The sequence below is a fragment of the Pseudoalteromonas sp. Z1A6 genome (assembly GCF_011378745.1).
Classification (GTDB): domain Bacteria; phylum Pseudomonadota; class Gammaproteobacteria; order Enterobacterales; family Alteromonadaceae; genus Pseudoalteromonas; species Pseudoalteromonas arctica.
Genome location: NZ_WTKW01000001.1, coordinates 14,536 through 38,532, shown reverse-complemented (window position 1 = coordinate 38,532; position 23,997 = coordinate 14,536). Strand labels below are relative to the sequence as shown.

General features: G+C 40.7%; 20 protein-coding genes and 1 pseudogene. 10 read left to right on the top strand and 11 right to left on the bottom strand.

All coding sequences use genetic code 11. The features are described from left to right. Positions 1–75 precede the first annotated feature (75 nt). The 4 genes from GQR46_RS00155 (at position 76) to GQR46_RS00140 (ending at position 3,638) form a co-directional block, all read left to right on the top strand. Positions 76–597: a DUF4124 domain-containing protein gene (locus GQR46_RS00155; RefSeq protein ID WP_165739236.1), complete on the top strand. Its 522-nt coding sequence runs from the start codon at positions 76–78 to the stop codon at positions 595–597. Between the two features lie 82 nt (positions 598–679). Beyond that, a complete protein-coding gene (gene glnL, locus GQR46_RS00150; RefSeq protein WP_165739234.1) occupies positions 680–1,750 on the top strand; it encodes a nitrogen regulation protein NR(II) in 1,071 nt (356 codons plus the stop codon). 14 nt (positions 1,751–1,764) lie between these two features. Beyond that, positions 1,765–3,150 carry a nitrogen regulation protein NR(I) gene (gene ntrC, locus GQR46_RS00145; protein WP_165739232.1) on the top strand — a complete coding sequence of 462 codons (1,386 nt, stop codon included), beginning with the start codon at positions 1,765–1,767 and terminating at the stop codon, positions 3,148–3,150. A 29-nt stretch (positions 3,151–3,179) separates the two neighbouring features. Further along, positions 3,180–3,638, top strand: a complete 459-nt coding sequence (locus GQR46_RS00140; RefSeq protein WP_165739230.1) for a cyclic nucleotide-binding domain-containing protein — start codon at positions 3,180–3,182, stop codon at positions 3,636–3,638. Between the two features lie 9 nt (positions 3,639–3,647). Here the strand turns inward: GQR46_RS00140 and GQR46_RS00135 are convergent. Further along, positions 3,648–4,314: pseudogene (locus tag GQR46_RS00135) on the bottom strand (hypothetical protein). Between the two features lie 55 nt (positions 4,315–4,369). Continuing rightward, on the bottom strand, positions 4,370–4,657 hold the full coding sequence (locus GQR46_RS00130) for a hypothetical protein (RefSeq protein WP_165739228.1): 288 nt from the start codon (positions 4,655–4,657) through the stop codon (positions 4,370–4,372). A 256-nt stretch (positions 4,658–4,913) separates the two neighbouring features. Here GQR46_RS00130 and GQR46_RS00125 point away from each other — a divergent pair, with 256 nt between their 5' ends. The 4 genes from GQR46_RS00125 to GQR46_RS00110 all read left to right on the top strand — a co-directional run bounded on the left by GQR46_RS00125 (position 4,914) and on the right by GQR46_RS00110 (position 9,166). Next, the gene (locus tag GQR46_RS00125) at positions 4,914–5,297 is read left to right on the top strand and encodes an RNA-binding S4 domain-containing protein (RefSeq protein WP_165728335.1); all 384 of its coding nucleotides are present in this window, start codon (positions 4,914–4,916) and stop codon (positions 5,295–5,297) included. A 101-nt stretch (positions 5,298–5,398) separates the two neighbouring features. Beyond that, positions 5,399–5,827 (top strand): hypothetical protein, encoded by a 429-nt coding sequence (locus GQR46_RS00120; protein ID WP_165739227.1) that lies wholly within the window; start codon positions 5,399–5,401, stop codon positions 5,825–5,827. Positions 5,828–6,029: 202 nt separating this feature from the next. Next, positions 6,030–8,774: an aconitate hydratase AcnA gene (acnA, locus tag GQR46_RS00115; protein ID WP_165739225.1), complete on the top strand. Its 2,745-nt coding sequence runs from the start codon at positions 6,030–6,032 to the stop codon at positions 8,772–8,774. A gap of 137 nt (positions 8,775–8,911) precedes the next feature. Beyond that, positions 8,912–9,166 (top strand): hypothetical protein, encoded by a 255-nt coding sequence (locus GQR46_RS00110; protein WP_165739223.1) that lies wholly within the window; start codon positions 8,912–8,914, stop codon positions 9,164–9,166. Here GQR46_RS00110 and GQR46_RS00105 read toward each other — a convergent pair whose 3' ends face one another. The 4 genes from GQR46_RS00105 to GQR46_RS00090 form a co-directional block, all read right to left on the bottom strand. Further along, a complete protein-coding gene (locus tag GQR46_RS00105; RefSeq protein ID WP_165739221.1) occupies positions 9,167–9,715 on the bottom strand; it encodes a DUF4124 domain-containing protein in 549 nt (182 codons plus the stop codon). It lies immediately after the preceding gene. A 144-nt stretch (positions 9,716–9,859) separates the two neighbouring features. Continuing rightward, entirely contained in the window at positions 9,860–10,600 is a 741-nt protein-coding gene (locus GQR46_RS00100) for a phosphoadenylyl-sulfate reductase (protein WP_165739219.1), read from the bottom strand. A 42-nt stretch (positions 10,601–10,642) separates the two neighbouring features. Beyond that, on the bottom strand, positions 10,643–12,340 hold the full coding sequence (gene cysI / locus GQR46_RS00095) for an assimilatory sulfite reductase (NADPH) hemoprotein subunit (protein ID WP_165739217.1): 1,698 nt from the start codon (positions 12,338–12,340) through the stop codon (positions 10,643–10,645). 61 nt (positions 12,341–12,401) lie between these two features. Next, positions 12,402–14,216 carry an assimilatory sulfite reductase (NADPH) flavoprotein subunit gene (locus GQR46_RS00090; protein ID WP_165739215.1) on the bottom strand — a complete coding sequence of 605 codons (1,815 nt, stop codon included), beginning with the start codon at positions 14,214–14,216 and terminating at the stop codon, positions 12,402–12,404. A 303-nt stretch (positions 14,217–14,519) separates the two neighbouring features. Here GQR46_RS00090 and GQR46_RS00085 point away from each other — a divergent pair, with 303 nt between their 5' ends. Further along, positions 14,520–16,145: an endonuclease gene (locus tag GQR46_RS00085; protein ID WP_165739214.1), complete on the top strand. Its 1,626-nt coding sequence runs from the start codon at positions 14,520–14,522 to the stop codon at positions 16,143–16,145. 87 nt (positions 16,146–16,232) lie between these two features. Here GQR46_RS00085 and GQR46_RS00080 read toward each other — a convergent pair whose 3' ends face one another. After that, a complete protein-coding gene (locus GQR46_RS00080) occupies positions 16,233–17,219 on the bottom strand; it encodes a hypothetical protein (RefSeq protein WP_165739211.1) in 987 nt (328 codons plus the stop codon). Between the two features lie 418 nt (positions 17,220–17,637). Here GQR46_RS00080 and GQR46_RS00075 point away from each other — a divergent pair, with 418 nt between their 5' ends. Continuing rightward, a complete protein-coding gene (locus GQR46_RS00075) occupies positions 17,638–19,137 on the top strand; it encodes a DUF3360 family protein (RefSeq protein ID WP_165728343.1) in 1,500 nt (499 codons plus the stop codon). A gap of 93 nt (positions 19,138–19,230) precedes the next feature. Here the strand turns inward: GQR46_RS00075 and leuD are convergent, their stop codons facing one another. Genes leuD through leuA form a run of 4 tightly spaced genes read right to left on the bottom strand, consistent with a single transcriptional unit; the run spans position 19,231 to position 23,917 of the window. Next, complete coding sequence (leuD, locus tag GQR46_RS00070; protein WP_010555450.1) at positions 19,231–19,830, bottom strand: 3-isopropylmalate dehydratase small subunit; 600 nt, start codon at positions 19,828–19,830, stop codon at positions 19,231–19,233. Continuing rightward, positions 19,830–21,230 carry a 3-isopropylmalate dehydratase large subunit gene (gene leuC, locus GQR46_RS00065; protein ID WP_149605755.1) on the bottom strand — a complete coding sequence of 467 codons (1,401 nt, stop codon included), beginning with the start codon at positions 21,228–21,230 and terminating at the stop codon, positions 19,830–19,832. The genes leuD and leuC overlap by 1 nt, the downstream gene beginning before the upstream one ends. 60 nt (positions 21,231–21,290) lie before the next feature. Next, positions 21,291–22,367: a 3-isopropylmalate dehydrogenase gene (gene leuB / locus GQR46_RS00060; RefSeq protein ID WP_165739209.1), complete on the bottom strand. Its 1,077-nt coding sequence runs from the start codon at positions 22,365–22,367 to the stop codon at positions 21,291–21,293. Continuing rightward, the gene (gene leuA, locus GQR46_RS00055; protein WP_008171909.1) at positions 22,364–23,917 is read right to left on the bottom strand and encodes a 2-isopropylmalate synthase; all 1,554 of its coding nucleotides are present in this window, start codon (positions 23,915–23,917) and stop codon (positions 22,364–22,366) included. Before leuA ends, leuB begins: the two co-directional genes overlap by 4 nt. Between the last annotated feature and the right edge of the window lie 80 nt (positions 23,918–23,997).

Sequence of the window (23,997 nt, the reverse complement as noted above, 5' to 3'; positions counted from 1 at the left end):
TGCGGGCTTTTTTAATGGTAAAATTAGTCAATCTCCACTAAAGTTAAGTTACCGATAAAAATGCAGGGCTGCAGAGTGAATAACAAGATTTTATTACTATTAATTGCTTTAGGATTAAGTAATTATGGTTATGCCGGTGAAACAAAAATATACGCTTGGAAAGATAAAAATGGCGTATTAGTGTTCTCAGACACCCCTCATAAAGGGGCCCAAGAGGTAAAGCTCACCAGCCAAGATCTTAATATGCCTGCAACAAATACTGACATTTTTGACGAGCAACCTCAGCCTCAACAAGCGGCCTTTAGTATTGCTATTTCCTCACCTGATCATAACCAGACTATTCGTGAAAATACCGGCACTGTTTATGTAACTAGCCGAATAAAACCACGCTTTGAAACTGGTTTTACTATACAACTTTTTATTGATGGTAAAGCACACGGCCCAGCCAGTGACAGCTCAACCTTTGCAATTAGAGATGTAGAACGTGGTCAGCACACACTACAATTAAAGCTTTTTAATAGTAAAAACCAAGTTATTGCTACAAGCGAACCCTGCATATTTTTTATGCACCGAAAAGGGCTAAACCTAGGTAACTAAATTGGGTCATTACTAAACGTGCAGCAGTGTATTTAACCATATAACTTGCTTGCAAACATCCACGCACTAAAATGGTGCAGCTATGATTAATAATAAAAACTTTAGCCCTGAGCTACTCGATGCCATTTGGCAAAATCAAACAACCGCTATCATGTTACTTGATAAAAACTTCACCGTTGTATATGCCAATACCAGTACCAGCGAGCTGCTTGGCCTTGGTAATAAGCGCCTATTAGATCAACCGTTTGATAGCCTTTTTAACTACCATTCAATCGATTTAAAGCGTATAGAACAATACTCACTAGTTGAAGGCGTAGATTGCCAGCAGCATAGAGCTGACGTGGTTTTTAGCGATTCTCGCCATGCAAAAGTAGCCGTAAGTACACGACAAATTAAGTTTAATGGCTCGCTTTATATTTTATTTGAGTGGCGCCAAACCGATGACGAAATTAAGCACGACCAAGCGTCTAATCAAATGCATCAATATCAAGCTGCCCGAAACCTAATTAGAGGGTTAGCTCACGAAATTAAAAATCCTTTAGGTGGAATTCGCGGAGCGGCGCAGTTATTGCAGTATGAGGTTGATCAACAAGAAAGAGATCAATGTGCTGAGCTCATCATTGAGCAAGCCGACCGATTACGCGAGCTAGTAGATAGGCTTTTGGGGCCCAATCAACTTCCTCAAAAATCGTATGGCAATATACATCAATCACTTGAATCAGTTGCAAGGCTAAGTACGTTAGATAATTGTTCTAACATTAGCTTAGTTAAAGATTACGACCCGAGTATTCCTGATGTATACATTGATCAAGGCAAAATTCAGCAAGTGGTATTAAACATTGTTCGAAATGCCCAACAGGCGCTTGTAGATGGCGGTGAAATAACAATAAAAACCCGCATAAATCATCAGCATCGTCGCCCGGGTAAAGCACCTAAAAAAGCCTTGTTGATCCAAATATCTGATAACGGACCAGGTATTGATCCCAGTGTACGCGAAACACTGTTCTACCCTATGATCACCAATAAAGAAGGTGGCTCTGGGTTGGGCCTTTCAATAGCGCAAACACTGATTGATCAACATGATGGCTATATAGAATGTGATAGCTGGCCTGGACATACTGAATTTAATATCTATCTGCCCTTTGCAGATTAATGTTTGGAGTTTGCATGAAAACAGTTTGGCTTGTAGATGATGATGCTTCTATTCGATTTGTACTCGAAAAAGCACTAACCCGTGCAGGGTTTAACGCAGAAAGCTTTTCTAACGCGCAAGATGTATTAAGCGCATTGAAGTTTAGCCAACCTACTGTTTTAGTTTCGGACGTACGAATGCCAGGTATGGATGGTATGGCGTTGCTTGAACTTATTGCAGAGCAAAACCCTGGATTGCCCGTTATTATAATGACCGCGCATTCAGATTTAGACTCTGCCGTTAATGCATTTCAAAAAGGTGCTTTTGAATACCTCGCTAAGCCGTTTGATTTAAACGAAGCGGTAGCACTAGTCGAAAGCGCATGCAGAGCAAATTCCACTAAAAAAACTAAGCGTAAGCAAGCTCCACCAAAAAGTGCGCATATAATTGGTGAAGCACCCGCCATGCAAGAAGTGTTTAGAGCGATAGGTAAACTATCGGCTTCTAGCATGAGCGTATTAATAAATGGCGAATCTGGAACAGGTAAAGAACTTGTCGCCAGTGCTTTGCACAATCATAGCCCACGTAAAGAAAACCAATTTATTGCACTTAACATGGCAGCCATTCCAAAAGAGCTTGTTGAGTCAGAGTTATTTGGCCACGAAAAAGGCGCATTTACGGGCGCCGACAGCGTGCGTAAAGGCCGTTTTGAGCAAGCCAATGGCGGCACACTATTTTTAGATGAAATTGGTGATATGCCACTTGATGTACAAACACGTTTATTACGCGTTCTTGCCGATGGTGAGTTTTATCGCGTTGGTGGCCATCAAAGTATAAAAGTAGACGTGCGTATTATTGCGGCTACGCATCAAAACCTTGAAGATTTAGTTAAACAGGGCAAATTTAGGGATGATTTATTTCATCGTCTTAATGTTGTGCGCCTACGTTTACCCGCTCTTCGAGAACGTACTGAAGATATAGAAAGTTTATCGCAACACTTTTTACATAAAAGCGCTAAAGAGCTACAAGTAGAAAGCAAAGTGCTGAGCCCTAAGGCAACTGAGCAATTACGCTTATTTAATTGGCCAGGCAATGTACGCCAATTAGAAAACACCTGTCGCTGGCTTACTGTAATGGCACCGGGTGAGCTTGTGAGCGAGCAAGACTTACCGCCTGAAATTCTTGATGCCACACCAACTCAAGAAGAAGGTGATTGGTTAGATGCGTTTCAGCAATGGCTTAATCAAGAGCTTAAACAAGGTAAAGAAAATATTTGGCCTGACATTCAAGCTCAGCTAGAAACCCGCTTAATAAAAACAGCTCTCGCTAATTGCTCTGGCCATAAGCAAGATGCCGCTATAAAAATTGGTTGGGGACGCAACACGTTGACCCGAAAATTAAAAGAGCGCAATATTAGCTGATTAAACGCTTTTAACACATTTGGTTATTGATGAAGCTAATCGAACATATTCCCTTATTCAAACAAATGGAAATTATAAACAGGCTGCACTTTTTTAAAGAATTTACGCTCAGCGAGCGTCAAGTCTTATTGGAGTCGTTCGGCCTGTTATATTTAGTAAGCCAGCATCAGTTTTTATTTAAGCAATACGATAACGACAAGCGCTTATATATTGTACTTAGCGGTGCGTTGTTAGTATTTAAACATAATCATTTGCTAGAACTTGGAACGATAGTACCTGGTGAATTTATAGGTGAAGGCGCTTTTATAAATAACCGAGAGCGTAGCACTAGCGCACGCGCTAAAACCGACAGTATCGTCCTTGCCATTACCCCTGAAGCACTCACCCGTTTACCTAATGTTATCCGCGAAAAAATTAAAGACCGAATTATAGAAGGTATGAGTCTGCGTATTGCAAAACTTAGCGAGCATATAGAAGCCCACGGTTAACTTTATCACTCAATCCATATAAACAATTTGTAATGAACAGTTAAGCCAATCTGGTTTGTTTATATGTGTATTGTAAATAAAAGTATCTGACGGCTTTTGCCCAAAAGGTGTGCTTATTTTTGGCGTAGTACGCGTATAAGATTGCGATGTATTTTGATAATAAATAACTAAGTACGGTTCAATACGCTCCCAATCCAACACCACTTTAGCACTACTTGGTAATGTAAAGTCAGCATATTTATCTGTAAATGTGACGAGTAAATCATTGTACTTGTCTTCGCTGCATTGAGTTGTTCGTAACTTTTTAGGCATAACAAAGGTTGTACCCGCCACTGCATTTTTTAGATAAAAGCCTATATTGCCATCACCATAAAAATGATTTGAACGCGTTGTATAGCTAACTTGTGGCTCGTAACCTAGCCCCTGCATAATAAGTAGCTAACTGCTCAGTCTCTTTTGGGTAAATTTTGTCACTTGATAAGAGTAATGTAGCCTCACCAAACTCTGATGGGATTGTCAGCGGTACATATTCATAAGGGAGCGATTGTGCTTTTAGCGCAGCATCGAGCTGATCGCGCTGTTCATCTTGCAAGTTTTCACTAAATACATACACGGTAGGTTGTTGGCACGCAGCTAATAGTAATGCCAACACATATATTAAAATTCCATTTTTCATAGTTACCCCTTTTGATTACACTTGTAGTCTATTAAAGGTAACTATTTATAGCAATTTAATTTGTTTGGCTATTTAACCACGCATCAACACTTTTACGAGTGTATAAAACTTCTTTAAATAAGCGATGGCGTTGAAATTCAAGTACCGATTTTTTTTTCATATCGCCACTCACTAAGCGGCTATGGTGATCGTTAAATTTTGAAATCACAGAAAAACCACGTTCAGCATTTTCCTTTTGCTCTTTTACTTGATTAGTAAGATGTGACCTAACATCGTCTGCGGTAAGCATATCTGAATTATCTAAGCCCATTAGCTCTTTTTTCATTGCTAATCTTACGCCCATTTTCTACTCCGTTTTATATGTATTCATTACACATTGATTAATCCGCCAGAGTTTTAGCAATTAGCGAGCCATACGTAAAAAAGATTGCAACGAAGCTTAACTTTTAATTGCTTCAGTTTTTTTAAAGACAGATAAAATACCTAAAAACTTTCATAACTAATTGTGTATTACCGCTATCTAAAGTTACTTGCTTTGGTGCAAAAGTCGCTGTAAGCCTTTATACTAAAGCCTGTGCGTTACCCCACCGAGAGCAAATATGAACGAAGAATATATAGAAATAGAGTTAGAAGAAGAGCCGATTGAGCTTTGTAAATTATTAAAAGTACTAAACTTAGTTGAAGGTGGCGGCCAAGCTAAAAACCTAATTACTGAAGGCTATGTGGGTGTTAACCATGAAATTTGTACAATAAAGCGGAAAAAATTATACAGTGGCGATGTACTAGAATTCGATGGTGAGTTTTTTCAACTTGCGTTAAGTGAAGATGCTGTACCTGCAGAAAAACCTGCGGTACACACTCAAACAGAGTCAAAGCAAGCCGCACCACAACCAACAAATCAGCCAGCTAAAGCTAAGCGCAAGCGAACTAAAAAGCCAAAAGTAGATGATAAAACAGGTCGTCGTCCTATTTCGTTTGGTTAAGCATTTAAAAACCCTCTTTTTATATAAAAAGGTCAACTTGTATAGTTGGCCTTTTTACTCTTTAATAACCTAGTTAATAATAATAAAAACAAGGTTATAAAATGTCTGTTAAAACACCTAAAAATTGGTTTAAGCCCGTTGTATGGGCGGCACTCGTATGGAACTTACTTGGCGTTATTGCATTTGCTATGCACATGATGATGACACCAGAAATGATAGGTAAACTTCCGCTAGATCAACAAGCTGCCTACTCTAACGTTCCTATTTGGTCAACCATTGCATTTGCTATAGCTGTATTTGGAAGCACTTTGGGTTGTATTTTTTTACTTGCTAAAAACGCGCTGGCAACACCTACTTTTGCGCTATCGCTCGGCGCTATTTTAATTCAGCAATATTATAATTTTATGGTCATAAACAGTATTGAGCTACTTGGTACAAGTGCTGTATTTATGCCTATATTTGTAATCATTATTGCCATAGCTTTACTTTGTTTGAGTATTAAAGGTAAGCAACAAGGTTGGTTACAGTAATTAATAAGGGTCGAAATAACTTTTGACCCTACCTCTTTCAAATCATCTCTTGAAATTAAACTTTTCAGCATCATCTCTACTATATTAACTGTATAAAATTCGTTCTCTAAATACGGCTTTTTACATTGGTATGCACTTTGCAACTCAAGCACTACAGAGGTCACTCTTCAAAATATTTTTATCATTCATAAAGGGGCAAATAATGAATAATAGTTTCGATACCCAACATCAGCTCACAATAAATGGTGAGCAATATCATATTCATTCTCTAAAAGGACTTGGCGACAAAGCGAAACGATTGCCCTTCTCCTTAAAAGTATTACTTGAAAACCTTCTTCGTAACGAAGACGGCGCAAATATTAAAGAACAAGACATTCAAGCCCTACTTAATTGGGACCCTCAAGCGAAACCTGCATCTGAAGTTGCCTTTACCCCCGCTCGCGTAGTTATGCAAGACTTTACCGGCGTACCCGCTATTGTTGATTTAGCCGCGATGCGTGACGCAATGGAAAAGCTAGGTGGCGATCCTGCAAAAATAAATCCGTTATCACCCGCAGAACTAGTTATTGACCATTCAGTGCAGGTAGATGGATACGGTAATGAGGGTGCATTTGATTTAAATGCAAAACTTGAATACGACCGAAATAAAGAACGTTACGAATTTTTGCGTTGGGGACAAACCGCTTTTGATAATTTAAAAGTAGTGCCACCAGCAACCGGTATTGTTCACCAAGTAAACCTAGAATACTTAGCGCGCGTTGTTTTTAATGAAGACCGTGACGGCAAAAAATACGCTTACCCAGATACGCTTGTAGGGACTGACTCTCACACCACCATGATTAATGGCTTAGGTGTGCTTGGTTGGGGTGTAGGCGGCATTGAAGCTGAAGCAGCCATGCTTGGTCAGCCAATTAGCTTACTCATTCCACAAGTAGTCGGTATGAAGCTAAGCGGCCGTTTACCTGAAGGTACGACCGCAACCGATTTAGTGTTAACAGTAACCGAAATACTGCGTAACCACGGCGTAGTGGGTAAATTTGTAGAGTTTTATGGTGACGGCCTTGCTGACTTACCACTTGCAGACAGAGCTACCATAGCGAATATGGCGCCAGAATACGGCGCTACATGTGGTATTTTTCCGATTGATGATGAAACCATTAACTACCTTCGCTTAACAAACCGCGACGAAAACCACTTAAAACTGATTGAAGATTATGCTAAGCATCAAGGCCTATGGCGTAACGATGGCGACGAAGCTAACTATACCGATACACTCGAGCTTAAATTAGACGATGTTGTACCAAGCCTTGCCGGCCCTAAACGTCCACAAGATAGAATTGCCCTAAACGAAGCTGGCAAAGTTATTGGCGATCATTTAAAAGGCTTCCAAGACGAGCGTATGGCTCGTCGCGATAAAAGCGATGAAGAACAAGCTCGTATTGAAAGTGAAGGCCCAGCAACAAATCCAGATGAGCCAGTAGACGAAGCACAGTTTATGGGCGCCGCTAAAGTTAAATTTAAAGGCCAAGAGTTTGAGCTTAACGATGGCGCTTGTGTTATTGCTGCAATTACCAGCTGTACTAATACTTCTAACCCTAGTGTTATTTTAGCCGCAGGCTTAGTCGCTAAAAAAGCAAAACAGTTAGGCATTAATGTAAAACCTTGGGTTAAAACATCACTTGCGCCAGGCTCTAAGGTAGTTACCGACTACCTGGAAAAAGCAGGCCTAATGGATGACTTAGAAAGCTTAGGCTTTAACCTTGTTGGCTACGGTTGTACAACTTGTATTGGTAACTCAGGCCCACTTCCAACTGAAATATCAGATGCCATTCAAAAGCACAAATTAGTGGTTAGTTCTATTTTATCGGGTAACCGTAACTTTGAAGGACGTATTCACCAAGATGTTAAAATGAACTTTTTAGCCTCTCCTCCGCTTGTTGTAGCTTATGCTATTGCAGGTAGAACCGATATTGACGTATACAACGAACCCCTTGCTCAAGATGCTAACGGTAACGACATTTACCTTAAAAATATTTGGCCAAGTGTTAAAGAAGTAAGCGACCTAGTTAAAGAAACAGTAACTAAAGAAATGTTCGAAAAAAGCTACGCTAACGTTTACGAAGGCGATAGCCGCTGGCAGCAAATTAAAATACCGGATGGCAAACTTTACGATTGGAACGATGCTTCTACCTACATTAAAAAAGCACCATTTTTTGATGGTATGAAAGTAGAACCACCGGGCATTCCTACTATTGAAGGTGCACGTTGTTTAGCTAAGCTTGGGGATTCAGTAACCACTGACCATATTTCTCCAGCGGGTGCTATTAAAGCAGAAGCGCCAGCAGGTTTATACTTGCAAGAGAAAGGTGTAGAAAAATCGCAGTTTAACTCGTATGGCTCACGCCGTGGTAATCACGAAGTAATGATGCGCGGAACGTTTGCCAATGTTCGTCTTAAAAACTTACTTGCTCCAGGTACTGAAGGTGGCGTAACACGTACGCAACCAGAAAACGATTTAGCAAGCATTTACGATGCGGCTATGGAGTATCAAAAAAATAATACTCCACTTATTATTTTAGCGGGTAAAGAGTACGGTACAGGTTCATCTCGTGACTGGGCGGCTAAAGGCTCACTATTACTTGGTGTAAAAGCCGTTGTAGCACAAAGCTATGAGCGTATTCACCGTTCTAACTTAATTGGTATGGGTGTATTACCGCTGCAATTTAAAGAAGGTGAAAGCTACGAGTCACATGGGTTAACTGGGCAAGAACAATTTGATATTGATGGCTTGTACGATAAAACCGATGAAGTAACCGTTATTGCAACCAATGCCGAAGGTAAAAAAGTAACCTTGAGTGCTGATGTACGTATTGATACCCCTAAAGAGTGGGATTACTACAAACACGGCGGCATTTTACAATATGTATTGCGTAATATGCTCGATTAATACGCGCTGTAATTAGTGCATTTAAAAGCCCAGTTTAGTAATAAGCTGGGCTTTTTTATGTGTGCCGTTTATTGTTTCAAATCAATGCCGAATATTTAAAGCCGGCCTACACTAGGGTTACTCTTAGTGAGGTGACTATGTCGCAAATAATGATTATTCGACTGCTTAAAACATCAATAGTGTTTGGATTATGCCTTATTGTGACTGGCCACTCTTTAATTGTGTCGAGTTATTTCACTGTTAATCATGGTATTAAAGGAATAATTACAGCGGCAGCATTTATCGCTATAGGGGTGCTATTATCACTTCCCACTAAAATATATTTAACCATACTGTTAATGGAAGCCGAAAAACGTTATTTAAAAAACCATAAAAGCCCTAACTCAGAATAGCTAAAGTGCGCTTAAATTATTAATTTCTTTATTACGTTTTTCTAGTTTGTCTTTTACATTTTCGGCGTCATTAAATAGCTTTTTAACAGAGTCTGGGTTCAAAATACTGATCCCCTCTTGTGCAGCCGACATTGTATTTGTACTTGGAGAGGTATTTAAAATAGACGTGTCTTCTGCAGCAATAACAGTAATATCTTTAGGATCGAGTTTTACTTCAATACTTTTTGCATGCGGGTTAGGTGTATCAGAAAAGTGCCATTGACCGGTTTCGTCTTGCCACTTAAAAATTTTACTACTTGAGTTAGTACTTGCAGGCATTGGTTCATCAGAAATACTGCTCGCAATTTTATCGCCCGCTTGCTTAACACCCTGCACAGCTTGATCTAGAGTATTGCTTGAAAGCGCGACCATTTTTTCTTTAATTTGCTGAGATTCATTACTAATAGATGATGCAGAAAGCCATGTTTGACCATCGGGCTTTTTTAAATAAAACAAAGAGATGACTGCAATAGCCATGATTGATATAGCTAAGTAGGTAAAGTATTTCATAGCGTTCCTGCTTTAATTAATCCTTTATTTCCTTGAGTTTAATAAAAAATACTTAATTAGGCAATTTTTGTACCCTAATTAAAGAAAATAAAAACGCAGCCTAAGCTGCGTTGTTGTTATTGATTTAACTACAACTTAGTAACGTTAAATACCGTCACCATCCATGTGTAGTCCGCATTCTCGGTTTAAACCAAAAAAGCGAGTTTCTTCTTCTGTCATTCCAGGTTCTAACTTACGCGTTGTATGCACGTCGCCCATCGACACATAACCTTGCTCCCATAATGGGTGATAAGGTAAATCGTGCTTAGTTAGGTACTGATACACGTCGCGGTTAGACCATTCAATAATTGGGTACACTTTAACCGTGCCACGGCTAATTTCTACAAACTGTTTATCAGCACGCGATGATGATTGATCGCGGCGCAGGCCACTAAACCAAGTACCGGCTTCAATCTCTTTTAGCGCGCGGGTCATCGGCTCTACTTTATTAAGCTGATTATATTGCTTAATGCCGTCCTCCCCTTGCTCCCATAGCTTACCAAATTTGGCTTCTTGCCATGCTGGGCTCAACTGCGCTTTATACACTTTTAAGTTAAGCGATAAACGCTCACTCATTTGTTCAATAAACTGATACGTTTCAGGAAATAAATAACCAGTATCGGTTAATACAACAGGAATATCTGGGCGTTGTGAGGTCATTAAATGCAGCATCACTGCTGCTTGAATACCAAAGCTAGATGATAAAAATGCCGTATTAGGCAAGTTATCAAGCGCCCATGCAACGCGCTGCTCAGCGCTCATACCCGCTAGTAAACCATTAGCATCAGCTAACATTGCCGTTTGGCTTTGTTTATCTAGCTGTAAAATGTTTTTAAATTCACTCATGGTAAATTCCAAGCCTCACCAGCGCTAAGCGCTGGTATTAAATTATGCGTGAAAATCGGTTACTGATACTTTTACTTCAGCAACAATGCCTTTGCGTATAACAAAGTCACCAAAACACTCACCGTCGTTACGCTCTTTAGCCCATTGGCCAATTAGCTTATCGAATGCTTCTAGGTAAACATCTTCGCCTACGTTCTCAAGGTACAATTTAGGAATACGTGTGCCTTCTAAATTACCACCTAAGTAAACGTTGTATTTACCTGGGCCTTTGCCTACTAAACCAGCTTCTGCAAGCATTGCGCGGCCACAGCCGTTCGGGCAACCTACAACGCGCATAATAATGCTGTCATCGGGTATACCGTGCTTAGCAAGCAGTGCTTCAGTTTTTTCAACTAAGCTTGGTAAGTAACGCTCTGCCTCAGCCATTGCAAGTGGGCACGTTGGCAGTGAAACACACGCCATTGAATCTTTACGCTGCTGCGAATCTGTGTCATCAATTAAGCCATGACTACGGGCAATTTCTTCAATCACTGCTTTTTGATCGGCAGGTACGCCAGCAATAATTAAGTTTTGGTTTGCCGTCATACGCATGTCACCTTGGTGAACTTCTGCGATTTTACGACAACCTGTTTTAAGCGGCTTGCCTGGGTAGTCTAAAATACGACCACTTTGAATAAATAGCGTTAAGTGGTGCTTACCATCAATGCCTTCAACCCAACCAATGCGGTCGCCACGATGAGTAAACTCAAACGGACGGCTTGGTGCAAACGTAACGCCTGAGCGTTTTTCTACTTCGGCTTTAAATACATCAACGCCTACACGGTCTAGTGTGTATTTTGTTTTAGCATTTTTACGGTTTGAACGATTACCCCAATCGCGCTGCACAGATACAACATGCTCTGCAATTTTCAAGATATCTTCTAGCGTAATAAAGCCAAAGTCATCTGCTTTACGCGGATAAGTTGCTGTATCGCCGTGCGTCATGGCAAGGCCACCGCCCACTAATACGTTAAAACCAACAAGTTTGCCGTTATCAGCAATTGCCACAAAGTTTAAATCGTTAGCGTGCACATCAACTTCGTTGTTAGGTGGAATAGTTACCGTTGTTTTAAACTTACGCGGTAAGTAATTAGATCCTAAAATTGGCTCTTCTGTGGTTTCTGCTTTTTCGCCATTTAACCAAATTTCGGCATACGCTTTCGTTTTTGGCAATAAATGTTCAGAAATTTTTGCAGCCCAGTCGTAAGCTTCTTGGTGTAACTCAGACTCAACTGGGTTAGTAGTACAAAGCACGTTACGGTTAACGTCACCCGCTGTAGCAATAGAGTCTATACCTACGCTATCAAGCATTTGGTGCATGCCTTTAATATTTGGCTTTAACACTCCATGAAACTGAAACGTTTGACGCGTTGTTAAACGAATGCTGCCGTAGCTTGTTTTGTCATCTGCAAACTTATCGATTGCTAGCCATTGCTCTGGCTTAATAATACCGCCAGGCATACGTGCACGTAACATTACATTATGCAGCGGCTCTAGCTTTTGCTTAGCGCGCTCACCACGTATATCGCGGTCGTCTTGTTGGTACATACCGTGAAAACGAATTAGCTGAAAGTTATCGGCAGTAAAGCCACCGGTAATTTCGTCTGTTAAATCTTTTTCTATGGTGCCACGTAAAAAGTTACTTTCTCTTTTCAAACGTTCGTTATCAGAAAGTTTTACGTTTTTATCTTGTTCGCTCATTTTAAATCCTAAATTTGTTACAGTGACGGCTGTTAGCTGTTAAATAAAATAAGAAACGTGATTAATACACGTCTTTCTGATAGCGGTTTGCGCTACGCAAATCTTTTAAATATTGCTCTGCGTCTTCATTGCTCTTGCCTGTGTTTTCTTTAACAATATCAAGCAAGGCGTTGTGTACATCTTTTGCCATGCGATTTGCATCGCCACAAATATAAAAGTGAGCACCGGCTTCTAACCATTCAAACACGTCTTTACTGTTACTGCGTAACTTATCTTGCACATATACTTTTTCGGCTTGATCACGGCTAAATGCAACATCTACTTTGTTAAGTAAACCCGATTTTAAATAACCCTGTATTTCTACTTGGTATAAAAAGTCTTGAGTGAAATGTGGGTTACCAAAAAACAACCAGTTTTTGCCTTGCGCTTCACGCGAATCACGTTCTTGTAAAAATGCACGGAACGGCGCAATACCAGTACCAGGGCCAACCATAATCACAGGTGTATCATCGTTAGTGGGTAAGCGGAAATTGTCGTTGTGTTCGCTAAATACTTTAACTTTACAACCTTCTTCTGCACGACGAGTTAAGTAACCTGTACAGCCACCTAAATGCTCGCTATCAAATGCATCAAACTGCACTAGACCTAGTGTTAAATGCACTTCGTCTTCAACCTCAGCTTGGCTAGATGCAATTGAGTACAAACGAGCTTGTAGTTTACGTAGGCAATCTACTAATGTTTGTGCATCAATTTTTGCAGGGTTTTGGCGAATTACATCAAATATTTGGCGAGGTTCAATATACGCACGCATTGCGGCTTTATCTTCTACAAGCTTTAATAATTCAGGCGCACCAGTTGCTATTGCGTATTTTTCTACAAAACCAGGGTATGACTGAGTCAGCTCTAGTTTTTCAATTAATGCATCACGTACGCTTAGTTCTTCATCACCTACTTTTACAATGCTTGTTGCATCTATTTGAGTAAGTGTAAGTACTTCATCAACTAATACATCATCATTTAAAAAGTACACACCTAATGAATCACCTGGTGTGTAAGTAATGTCTGACCCTTCAAGTGAAATTTCAACGTGGCGTACATCTTTAGTTGAGTCGCGACCGGTAATTTTTTGAACGGTTAATAGCTCTGCTTCAAATGGATTTTGTTTTGTATATTGGCTTGAAGCTGTTGTTGGTGCACCAAATGGCATTGATACAACTTGACCACCAGCGGCTTCTTGCTGCGCTTTTAAATCAGGTTCGAATGCATCAACTGCACCGGCAATCCATGTTGCAGCTTCATCTTCGTAATCTACATCTAAATCAGCACGTTGATATATGGTTTGCGCACCGAGTTTATTTAAACGCTCTTCAAAATCTTTTGCTGTTTGGCAGAAAAACTCATAGCTAGAATCACCTAAGCCAATAACCGCTATTTTTACATCGTCTAGTTTTGGCGCTTTTTTAGTAGCTAAAAATTCGTGAAGTGTTTCTGCGTCCTCAGGTGGCTCACCTTCGCCGTAAGTAGATACAACGATAGTTAAAAACTTTTCTTTTTTCAGGGCTGTTGGTTTGTAATCTGACATGCTAACAAGCTTAACTGCTAAGCCGCGCGACTCAGCCTGCTCTTTCATTTTGCTTGCTACGCCTTTTGCGTTACCCGTTTGCGAACCATATAAAATAGTTAGCGCTGCTGCATCACCCGCAGCCGGTACGCCAGCAGTAGGAGCACCTAATGCAGCTGAGTTAGCATTAGCAGCTAAGTAACCACTTACCCATGCTTGTTGAATTGGATTAAGTTCAGCCACTAAACCTTGCAGCTTTTGTACTTGATCTTGCGATAGCGGGCTTGCCGCAGCATTTAGTTGACCTAACAACATGAATCGATTCCCCATAACCCTGAAAATTAAACACAACACACTTTGTGTATTGTTAAAAATGAGTTTTACCTCATCCAGAGCGTATCTGTTGAGGTTTTCTAAGTATGTAGGATAACGGGCTCTGCATAGATAAAAAAAGAATAGAATCTGCTTTGATATTCCATTTAGTTATTAATTTATAAAAATACCTTCAAAAACAGATTAAAGGACGATTATTGCCTTTTACAGTGCTTTAAATTAACAATTTTGTAACCTAACTAATGTAGGGTATATTCCTCATTCAAAATAAAAATAGGAACAACTATGTTACACGGGAAATATAAAAATAAACTACTTAGTACCGCATTGTTACTTGGCTCATTACCTGTAATGGCCAATGTAGCTAATGGCGGATTTGAACAATGGTCAGGTAATACACCTGATGCATGGACTACGATAGATAGCGGAATTGCTTTATCTCGCTCAACCAGTACAGTTAAAAGTGGTAGTAGCTCTGCTGCTGTCAATGTAACAACAGGATCGCAAAGTAACACTGATTTACTACAACAAGTTGCTGTAGAAGCAGGTAAAACCTATAACTTTTCGGCTGATGTTTACCACACCGAAGGTAAAATTAAAGCTCGCTTGTATGTAGATGGTTATCAAGGCTATTCAAATCAAGCACAAACTAACCAATGGCAAACAGTTAGCCATAGCTATACAGCAAGCAGTAATAAAACAATTAGTGTTGGCCTTAGGTTTTACGATGTAAGTAGATTTGATGGCAGCGAAACCGTATACGTAGATAACTTTTTACCAAACGCTGATGGCAGCGCATCAACAAGCTGTACTGACAATAGCCTCATCTTAACGCTTAGTACCGATAATTACGGTAGCGAAACTAGCTGGGCCGTTAATAACAATCAAGGTAGTGCTGTTGCTAACGGCAGTGGTTACGCATCAAACACTCAGTATGATGAGCAAATATGCCTAACTGATGGAACTTACACACTTGTTATTAACGACAGCTACGGCGATGGCATGTGTTGTTCAACAGGTAATGGCAGTTATGCACTTAAGCAAGGCTCTACCACATTTGCTAGCGGTGCAAGTTTTAATAATACAGACAGCACAGCATTTACTTTAGGTAGTGGCTCTGGTGATGGCGGCGGGACCAACCCAACACCCACTGGCTACTATGTTACTGCTCAAGGGTTATCGGGTTATGCACTAAAAACTGAGCTTTATAATATTATTAAAGATCATAATGCACAGGGTTACTCGGCTATTTGGAATTTTTACGATTCATCTGCCCGTGATACATACTTTGAAAACGATAACAGCATTTTAGATATGTATAGCGAAAAACCAAACGGCTCAGATAGCTACAATTATGCTGCTGTGAGCGATCAATGTGGTAACTATAGTGGAGAAGGCGGCTGTTACAACCGTGAGCATTCATTCCCTAAAAGCTGGTTTGGCGGCACTATTGAGCCAATGAACTCAGATGTGCATCATATTTACGCAACCGACGGTTATGTAAACTCAAAACGCAGTAACTTCCCATTTGGTGAAGTAGCAAGCGCTTCATTTACATCAACTAACGGAAGTAAATTAGGCTCTGCCGCAAGTTCGTTAAATTACTCAGGTACTGTATTTGAGCCAATTGACGAATTTAAAGGCGACTTTGCTCGTGCTTATTTTTACATGGCAACGCGCTACGAAAATGTAATAGGCACTTGGCAAACTAAAACGACCTCAAGTAATGCGGTACTTAATGGCTCAAGCAATAAAGTATTTGAAAGCTGGGTTGTAGCCATGCTGCTTAACTGGCATAACAGTGACCCTGTGAGTCAAATGGAACTTGACCGTAACCAAGCAGCGTTTGAATTTCAAGGTAATCGTAATCCGTATATCGACCACCCTGAATTTGTAGAAATGATTTGGTAAAAGTTAGCGGTTAAAACATAAGCCTTTGCAATTGCAGAGGCTTTTAACTTTTAGTGTGTAATATTTTTATAGTCACAATGATTTAAGCTAATTGTAGGAAACAGCTGCGGTAGTCGATTTTTCAGCTCTGTTTTTCATCAACGTTAACAGTGAATGATGAAAATCTTGAAATATCACCTCACCCCATATTCGCGAATAAACACCAAAATTTGTATTATCTTGCACGGTCGTTTTTAACGTTAAAATCGTATTGCCGCTTTTATCTTCACTTAGCTGATAACCTCCATAAAGTGGAGAAAAGTATTCACCGCCAAGCTTTACGTGTTTATCAAGTGCATCATCCGGTATTAAATCTGGGTTTATTTCAAACTTATAAAGCATTTTTTTGTTTGGCTGCCAGTCGGTTATTACTTCTTTAAACACAACGCCTTTTTGCCAAGTACTTGTGCGAACAGCGCCTATACCGCTGGCATTCATACTTGCCTTTAATGGCTTTGGTACACCGATTAATTGAGTGAGTGAAAAAGGCACTTCCTGTGGTTTTATGTCACTCACATTAGCTAACTGCTGCCACACAACATTGATGGGCGCGTTAATAGCTATTGAATTTGTTACTTCGTATGTTTTTGATAAATGTAAAAAGTTAACTTCAATAGGTGAGAGCAATATAGGTAACAACGCGATTGATAATAAAGAACTATTCGCTTTTTTTATTTTACGTTTTCTAACAAAGCCCGCAAGTAACCCACCAATGCTGGCAAAAAACATAAAAGCAGGCAAAGCCATTGCCACACAAATGCTCCCTTCAAGCAAAGTAATTATACTTACAAATAAAAAAACAAAAATAGGCTGCCAAGCAATCGTGATCATTTGCCTTTTAGTTAATGTTTTTGATTCGTTGTACTCAAAGTGAATACGAATATAGCCAATAGCAACAGGCACTAAAAACATAAATGATATAGAGACTAAGCTACCTAAATTGTAAGCATTGACTAGCTCTACAAACAGCCGCATAAATATGCCGTAAAGCGTACCAAGTAAAATACCAATTGATTTAGGGGAGTTGAGTTGCATCTCTATTCTTTATTGTTGTTATTAACAATCCGAAAGTAACAGAAGTATTATTTCACCACAAATAAAACGAAATTAACGGCTGCTACCAATAAGCTTTTCAAACAAAGCGGCTTTTACAGCCACTAAGACTAAAGGATAATAACCTGCCATTAACACTACTTCCCGCTATAAACAGTGATCAAACTCCTTGAAATAAAAAACAAACCATTGATTTGTAATAACTTTAAATCATTTTGTGTAATTTTATAATTTTTAACGTAAAGCTGACTGTCAGATTAACTGTATTAAAAACAACCATGCACGACCTTTTGCCTATACATCCCAGCCTAAAAGCTGATTTACCCTGCATGTTCAATATTCATTTGCTTTAACAAAAGCCGTATTTATTTGATTAAGCAACAATGTTGCAGGAGAACGCATGCAAACTACACCACCCGGTGATGCACCATCAAACACGCACAAAGATGCTCAAAGCTACGAGCAACTTCACAAGCCGAGTTCAGAGTTTAATACTCGCGACGAGTATCTCGAACATGAATTACAAATTATGCAGCCTAAACGTTGGCGTCCTAATTTACCGTTTAGAGATTACCGATTTGAATTTGAAGACACCATCCCAGCAATGGCCGGTACTATTGGTAAAGTGGTTATGGTGGGCGCTATTGCAGCAACCTTCGCGGCACCTCTTGGTTTAGGCGATGCGTTTGTTTTAGAAAATGTGCGTTACGAATTACTGATTGTTTCTATTTTTATCATTTTGTTTTCAGGCTTTATTTTACCAACAGCCAACTTAGCTGGTACTCACGGCCCGCTTATTCCGTTAATTCCTATTGTTGTTGCAGCTGGCGGCCATCCTATGGCGTTTGGCTTACTCATTGGTGCCTTTGGTTTTATTCTGGCCATAACTAAGGGAGGAAGTATGCTCGCGCGCCTCACCAGTAAAGGGGTGTGTGGCGGACTACTTATTTATTTAGGCTTTATTGGCACTATTTCGCAAGTTAAAAAGCTGTTTGCTTGGGCTGAAGCCATTGATATGGCGCACATTGCGTTTATTGTTATTTTAGCCACCATTTTATTGTATGCACTTTTAGAGCACTTTAAAAAGCGTTGGTTAGCGGTGCCGTTAAGCTGCCTTATTGGTGGCGTGGTTGCCTTTGCTTTAGGTGCACCGTTTGAGTTTCATACTGCACCGGGTTTACCAAATATGAACCCAGCATACTGGTGGGGCGAAAACACAGGTTGGATGCTTGGCTTACCAACACTTGAAAGCTTTGTTGTTGTACTCCCATTTGCAGTGCTCGCCGTTGCTATGTGGTCTCCTGATTTTTTAGGCCATCAAGTATTTCAAAAAATAAGCTATCCGCAACGCACTGAAAAAGTACAAATGAATATCGACGACACCATGCTAAGTGCATCAGTTAGACAAACATTCGGCTCACTTGCCGGTGGTGCTAACTTTGCCTCCTCTTGGGGTACTTATATTGTGCCTGCCGCTATTGCTAAACGCCCTATCCCTGCTGGCGCTATTTTAACTGCATTATTTTGTATTATTGCTGGTTTATGGGGTTACCCTATGGATTTAGCAATTTGGCAGCCTGTATTGTGTGTAGCGCTTATTGTTGGGGTGTTTATCCCGCTACTTGAAGCTGGCATGGAAATGACGCGCGAAGGTAAAACGACGCAATCCGCCGCTATTGTGGTGTTTGCTTCGACCTTGGTTAATCCTGCTTTTGGTTGGTCACTTACTATGTTACTTGATAACTTAGGGCTGATTGGCTGTAAAGAGCGCAGCGCTGAGCTAACTAAAATGAGCCGCTGGGTGATTCCACTTATTATGTTTGTGTTACTTACCACTGTAATGGCAATTGTAGGCATGTTACCCGGTATACCTGCGTTAATGGCTGACTTTAGGCATTAACCTTTAGCTATTACATCTCATATTTACCCACAAAAAAGCACGGCAATTGCCGTGCTTTTTAATACGTGATTTTTAATACACACGGTTAAGCAATTACTGCCAAGAACGCTCAGTCGCTAGTTGTTTTTCAAACGCATCAATTTGTGGGTTTAGCGTTTCGGTTACACCAATAAAGTCTAAACCACTTAACAAACGTTCTTTTACCTCTTTACTAATATCAAAACTAATTGGTGCAAACTTACTGCTTGTTAGTGTTTGATTTTCAAGGTCGATCTCAATGTTAATATCGTCGTGCTGCTCGCTAAGTACAAACAATTGCTCAAGCGTGTCGGCAGGTAACGCAATGGCTAACATTTGGTTGTTACCACAGTTATTAAAGAAAATATCTGCAAAGCTTTCAGCTAAAATCACTTCAAAGCCGTATTGCTTAAGCGCCCAAGGAGCATGCTCACGTGATGAGCCACAACCAAAGTTGTCGCGCGTTAATAATATTTGCGCGCCTTGGTAGCATGGGCGGTTTAAAATAAAGTCAGGGTTTGGCTCGTCGTTATCTAGGTAACGCCAATCATAAAACAATGCAGCATCAAAGCCTTCGCGGCTAGTTGATGTTAAAAACTGCTTAGGAATAATTTGGTCAGTATCTACATTGTTTTTATCAAGTGGGGCCATTAAGCCACTAAAAAATACGCTCATTAGGCTTCTCCTCTAATATCAACAAAGTGACCATGTATTGCAGCAGCTGCGGCCATTGCAGGGCTAACTAAATGGGTACGCCCGCCACGACCTTGGCGACCTTCAAAATTACGGTTAGAAGTAGATGCACAACGCTTGCCTGCTCCTAGGCGGTCATCGTTCATCGCTAAACACATAGAACAACCTGGTTCGCGCCATTCAAAGCCAGCGGCTTTAAAAATATCGGCTAAGCCTTCGTCTTCGGCTTGTTTTTTAACTAAGCCAGAGCCCGGTACAATTAACGCTTCAATGCCGGCTACCACATGTTTGCCTTCAACAATTTTTGCAGCCGCGCGTAAATCTTCAATACGGCTATTTGTACATGAGCCAATAAATACCGTGTCTACTTTCGCGCTTGATAATTTATCACCCGCTTTTAAATCCATGTACTTAAGCGCGCTGCGAATAGCATCGGCTTTAATTAAATCTGGTTCTTGGTCTGGATCGGGTATGCACTCATCAACACCAATTACTTGCTCTGGGCTTGTGCCCCAGGTAATTTGTGGCTGAATGTCGTCGGCATTTAGCTCAACAACTAAATCAAAGTGTGCGCCTTCATCTGTTTTTAATGTTTCCCAATATTCAACGGCTGCATCAAAATCTGCGCCTTTAGGTGCAAACGGACGACCTTTTAAGTAATCATAAGTAATTTGGTCAGATGCAATTAAACCCGCTTTTGCACCCATTTCTATGCTCATATTACATAGCGTCATACGGGCTTCCATTGAAAGCGCTTCAATGCCTTCACCACAAAACTCTGCTACATAACCTGTGCCACCAGCGGTACCTAACTTGCCAATAACCGCCATAATTAAATCTTTAGCAGTAACCGTTGGACGCAATACACCGTTAATTTGAATTTTTAACGATTTAGCCTTTTTTTGCTGTAGCGTTTGCGTTGCTAATACGTGTTCAACTTCAGATGTGCCAATACCATGCGCCAATGCGCCAAACGCACCATGTGTAGAGGTATGGCTATCGCCACATACAATGGTTGTGCCTGGCAAAGTAATACCTTGCTCTGGGCCCATTACATGCACAATGCCTTGGTTAATTGAGTTTAAATCGTAAAGCACAATACCAAACTCTTTACAGTTTTTATCAAGTGCCATTAATTGGTTTTTAGATACTTCGCTTGCTGCATCAAGTGATCGGCTTTTAGTCGATACATTATGATCCATCGTTGCAAAGGTTTTTTCTGGGCAACGTACAGTACGGTTTTTTTCACGCAAGCCTGCAAAAGCCTGCGGCGATGTAACTTCATGCACTAAATGGCGGTCAATATAAAGTAAGTCGGTTTGCTCGTTTATGCTGGCAACGGTATGTGCTTGCCAAATTTTTTCGTATAACGTTTGGGCCACTTGCTAATTCCCTAATCTGTTTGAGTTGCAGCATAACGGTGCTGCAACTTTAATATGTTATTAAATGCGTGAAACGATGGCTGCTGCCACATCGCTTGTGCTGTAACCTGCATTTGGATATATATCTGGTGTGCCAACGCCTGCTTCTACGGCTTCTGCTACTGCTTTTTCAATGGTGCGTGCAGCTTCGTCTTGCCCTAGCGAGTAACGTAGCATAAGTGCAGCACTTAAAATTTGTGCTATTGGGTTTGCAACGCCTTTACCTGCAATATCTGGTGCTGAACCGCCTGCTGGCTCATACAATCCAAAACCCGATTGATTCAAGCTTGCCGAAGGTAATAAGCCCATTGAGCCTGTGATCATGGCGCACTCATCTGACAAAATATCGCCAAATAAGTTATCGCAAAGTAGTACGTCAAATTGGCTAGGTTGCTTAACTAACTGCATAGCGGCGTTATCTACGTAAATGTAATCTAAGCTTACTTCTGGGTAGTCTTTGCTTACTTCGGTTACTACTTCGCGCCATAATACGCTTGATGCAAGTACGTTTGCTTTATCAACCGACGTTACGTGGTTACTACGTAGCTTTGCAGCTTCAAAAGCAAAGCGGGCAATACGTTCAATTTCTTTTCGTGAGTATGTTTGAGTATCAAATGCATACTCTTCTGCGCCTTCACCACTGCGGCCTTTTTCGCCAAAATAAATGCCGCCAGTAAGCTCACGCACACATAAAATATCAAAGCCTTTTTCGCTAATATCTGCGCGAAGTGGCGACGCTGCACTTAATGCAGGTAATAACTGTGCAGGGCGTAAATTACAAAACAAACCAAAGTGCTTACGAAGCGGCAATAACGATGCGCGCTCAGGTTGCTCATTTGGTGGTAAGTTTTCCCATTTAGGACCGCCTACCGAACCAAATAAAATAGCATCGGCGTTTTCACAAGCACTTAGTGTTTTTGGTGGTAATGCTTCACCAAATTCATCAATTGCTGCACCGCCAATTGCATGATGCTGACGGTTTAGGGTAAAACCAAACTTATCGCTCACAGCATCCAATACTTGCTCTGCTGCTGCCATTACTTCTGGACCAATACCGTCGCCAGCTAATACCGCAACGCTGTAGTTTGTTTTACTCATCCTGCTTTCCTTTGTTGTTTTAAATCAGACACTTTTTGTGCACGATAAATTAAGTTATAAACACGGATCATGGCGCGTACCGACGCTTCAACCACATCCGCTGCAATGCCCGCACCGTGGTAAGGTCGGCCATCGTATTTAGCTATAATATTTACTTGGCCTAATGAGCTTGCACCTTGGCCTGTCGCTTCTAAGTTATATTCAATCATTTCAACGCTCATACCGGTTAAGCGCTCAATGGCTGCAAACGAAGCTTCAACTGGGCCATTACCTGTCGCGGCTTCTTGTTTAGCTTCGCCATCAATGCGCATTCCAATAGTAGAGCTTGCTACCGATTGCGAGTTAGAGGCTGAGTTAACAAATTCTAATTGGTATTTTTCGTCTTTGTCGTTAATTTGATTAAAGTAAATCATCGCCTCAAGGTCGTAATCGTATACGGTGCCTTTTTGGTCAGCCAACTCGATAAAGCTTTTATATAAGCCATCCATATCGTAATCAGATTTTTGATAGCCTAATTCTTCTAGGCGATGCTCAATAACATGGCGACCCGAACGCGAAGTCATATTTAATTGGTTACTTGGCACACCAACGCTTTCTGGCGACATAATCTCATAAGTATTTTGCGCTTTTAATACACCGTCTTGGTGAATGCCAGAACTATGTGCAAATGCGTTTTCGCCAACAATTGCTTTATTTGGTTGTACTGGCATATTACAAATTTTAGCCACTTGACGAGATGCGCGGTAAATTTCTTCACTTTTAATATCGGTGTATACTTTTAAGTGGTCGTGGCGCATTTTCATGATCATCGCCACTTCTTCAAGCGAGCAGTTACCAGCACGCTCACCAATGCCATTAATAGTACACTCAATTTGGCGTGCGCCTGCTTGCACTGCAGCCACCGAGTTTGCTACTGCTAAACCTAAATCGTTGTGGCAATGCACACTTAAACGCGCTTTATCAATATTTGGCACGTTATTCATTAAATGGCGGATCATCGCGGCGTATTCGTCTGGCGTTACAAAACCAACGGTATCTGGCAAGTTAATAGTTGAAGCTCCGGCATTAATTGCCTGCTCAACAATTTTACATAAATCCCAATGCGGCGTACGACCAGCATCTTCACACGAAAATTCAACATCATCAGTGTAGTTACGTGCCAATTTAATTGATTTAACGGCCATTGCTGTTGCATCGTCTAGGCTCATACGTAATTTATGTTCAAGGTGCAAAGGGCTTGTAGCAATAAAAGTATGAATACGGCTTTGCTGAGCTGTGCGAAGTGCTTCGCCACAGGCTTCAATGTCTTTAGCAACTGAGCGTGCTAAACCACAAATAATCGGGCCTTTTACTTCGGTTGCAATACGTTGCACCGAGCGAAAATCAGCAGGGCTCGAAACCGGAAAACCCACTTCCATCACATCCACATTCAAGCGGCTAATTGTATGTGCTAATTGAATTTTATCATCTTCAGTAAGGCTTGCTTTAAGCGCCTGTTCGCCATCACGTAAGGTGGTATCAAAAATCCATACTTTATCTTGCTCTTGCATAACTGCCCCTCATTCCTATGTTACCCAAATTTCAATTAATCCCAGCCGCGAGATAAAAAAAACCCCGCAATTGCGGGGTT

Excerpts from the sequence above, each read along its gene's own strand:
- glnL (WP_165739234.1), top strand. The coding sequence starts at position 680 with ATGATTAATAATAAAAACTTTAGCCCTGAGCTACTCGATGCCATTTGG.
- ntrC (WP_165739232.1), top strand. The coding sequence starts at position 1,765 with ATGAAAACAGTTTGGCTTGTAGATGATGATGCTTCTATTCGATTTGTA.
- GQR46_RS00140 (WP_165739230.1), top strand. The coding sequence starts at position 3,180 with ATGAAGCTAATCGAACATATTCCCTTATTCAAACAAATGGAAATTATA.
- GQR46_RS00130 (WP_165739228.1), bottom strand. The coding sequence starts at position 4,657 with ATGGGCGTAAGATTAGCAATGAAAAAAGAGCTAATGGGCTTAGATAAT.
- GQR46_RS00125 (WP_165728335.1), top strand. The coding sequence starts at position 4,914 with ATGAACGAAGAATATATAGAAATAGAGTTAGAAGAAGAGCCGATTGAG.
- GQR46_RS00120 (WP_165739227.1), top strand. The coding sequence starts at position 5,399 with ATGTCTGTTAAAACACCTAAAAATTGGTTTAAGCCCGTTGTATGGGCG.
- acnA (WP_165739225.1), top strand. The coding sequence starts at position 6,030 with ATGAATAATAGTTTCGATACCCAACATCAGCTCACAATAAATGGTGAG.
- GQR46_RS00110 (WP_165739223.1), top strand. The coding sequence starts at position 8,912 with ATGTCGCAAATAATGATTATTCGACTGCTTAAAACATCAATAGTGTTT.
- GQR46_RS00105 (WP_165739221.1), bottom strand. The coding sequence starts at position 9,715 with ATGAAATACTTTACCTACTTAGCTATATCAATCATGGCTATTGCAGTC.
- GQR46_RS00100 (WP_165739219.1), bottom strand. The coding sequence starts at position 10,600 with ATGAGTGAATTTAAAAACATTTTACAGCTAGATAAACAAAGCCAAACG.
- cysI (WP_165739217.1), bottom strand. The coding sequence starts at position 12,340 with ATGAGCGAACAAGATAAAAACGTAAAACTTTCTGATAACGAACGTTTG.
- GQR46_RS00090 (WP_165739215.1), bottom strand. The coding sequence starts at position 14,216 with ATGTTGTTAGGTCAACTAAATGCTGCGGCAAGCCCGCTATCGCAAGAT.
- GQR46_RS00085 (WP_165739214.1), top strand. The coding sequence starts at position 14,520 with ATGTTACACGGGAAATATAAAAATAAACTACTTAGTACCGCATTGTTA.
- GQR46_RS00080 (WP_165739211.1), bottom strand. The coding sequence starts at position 17,219 with ATGCAACTCAACTCCCCTAAATCAATTGGTATTTTACTTGGTACGCTT.
- GQR46_RS00075 (WP_165728343.1), top strand. The coding sequence starts at position 17,638 with ATGCAAACTACACCACCCGGTGATGCACCATCAAACACGCACAAAGAT.
- leuD (WP_010555450.1), bottom strand. The coding sequence starts at position 19,830 with ATGAGCGTATTTTTTAGTGGCTTAATGGCCCCACTTGATAAAAACAAT.
- leuB (WP_165739209.1), bottom strand. The coding sequence starts at position 22,367 with ATGAGTAAAACAAACTACAGCGTTGCGGTATTAGCTGGCGACGGTATT.
- leuA (WP_008171909.1), bottom strand. The coding sequence starts at position 23,917 with ATGCAAGAGCAAGATAAAGTATGGATTTTTGATACCACCTTACGTGAT.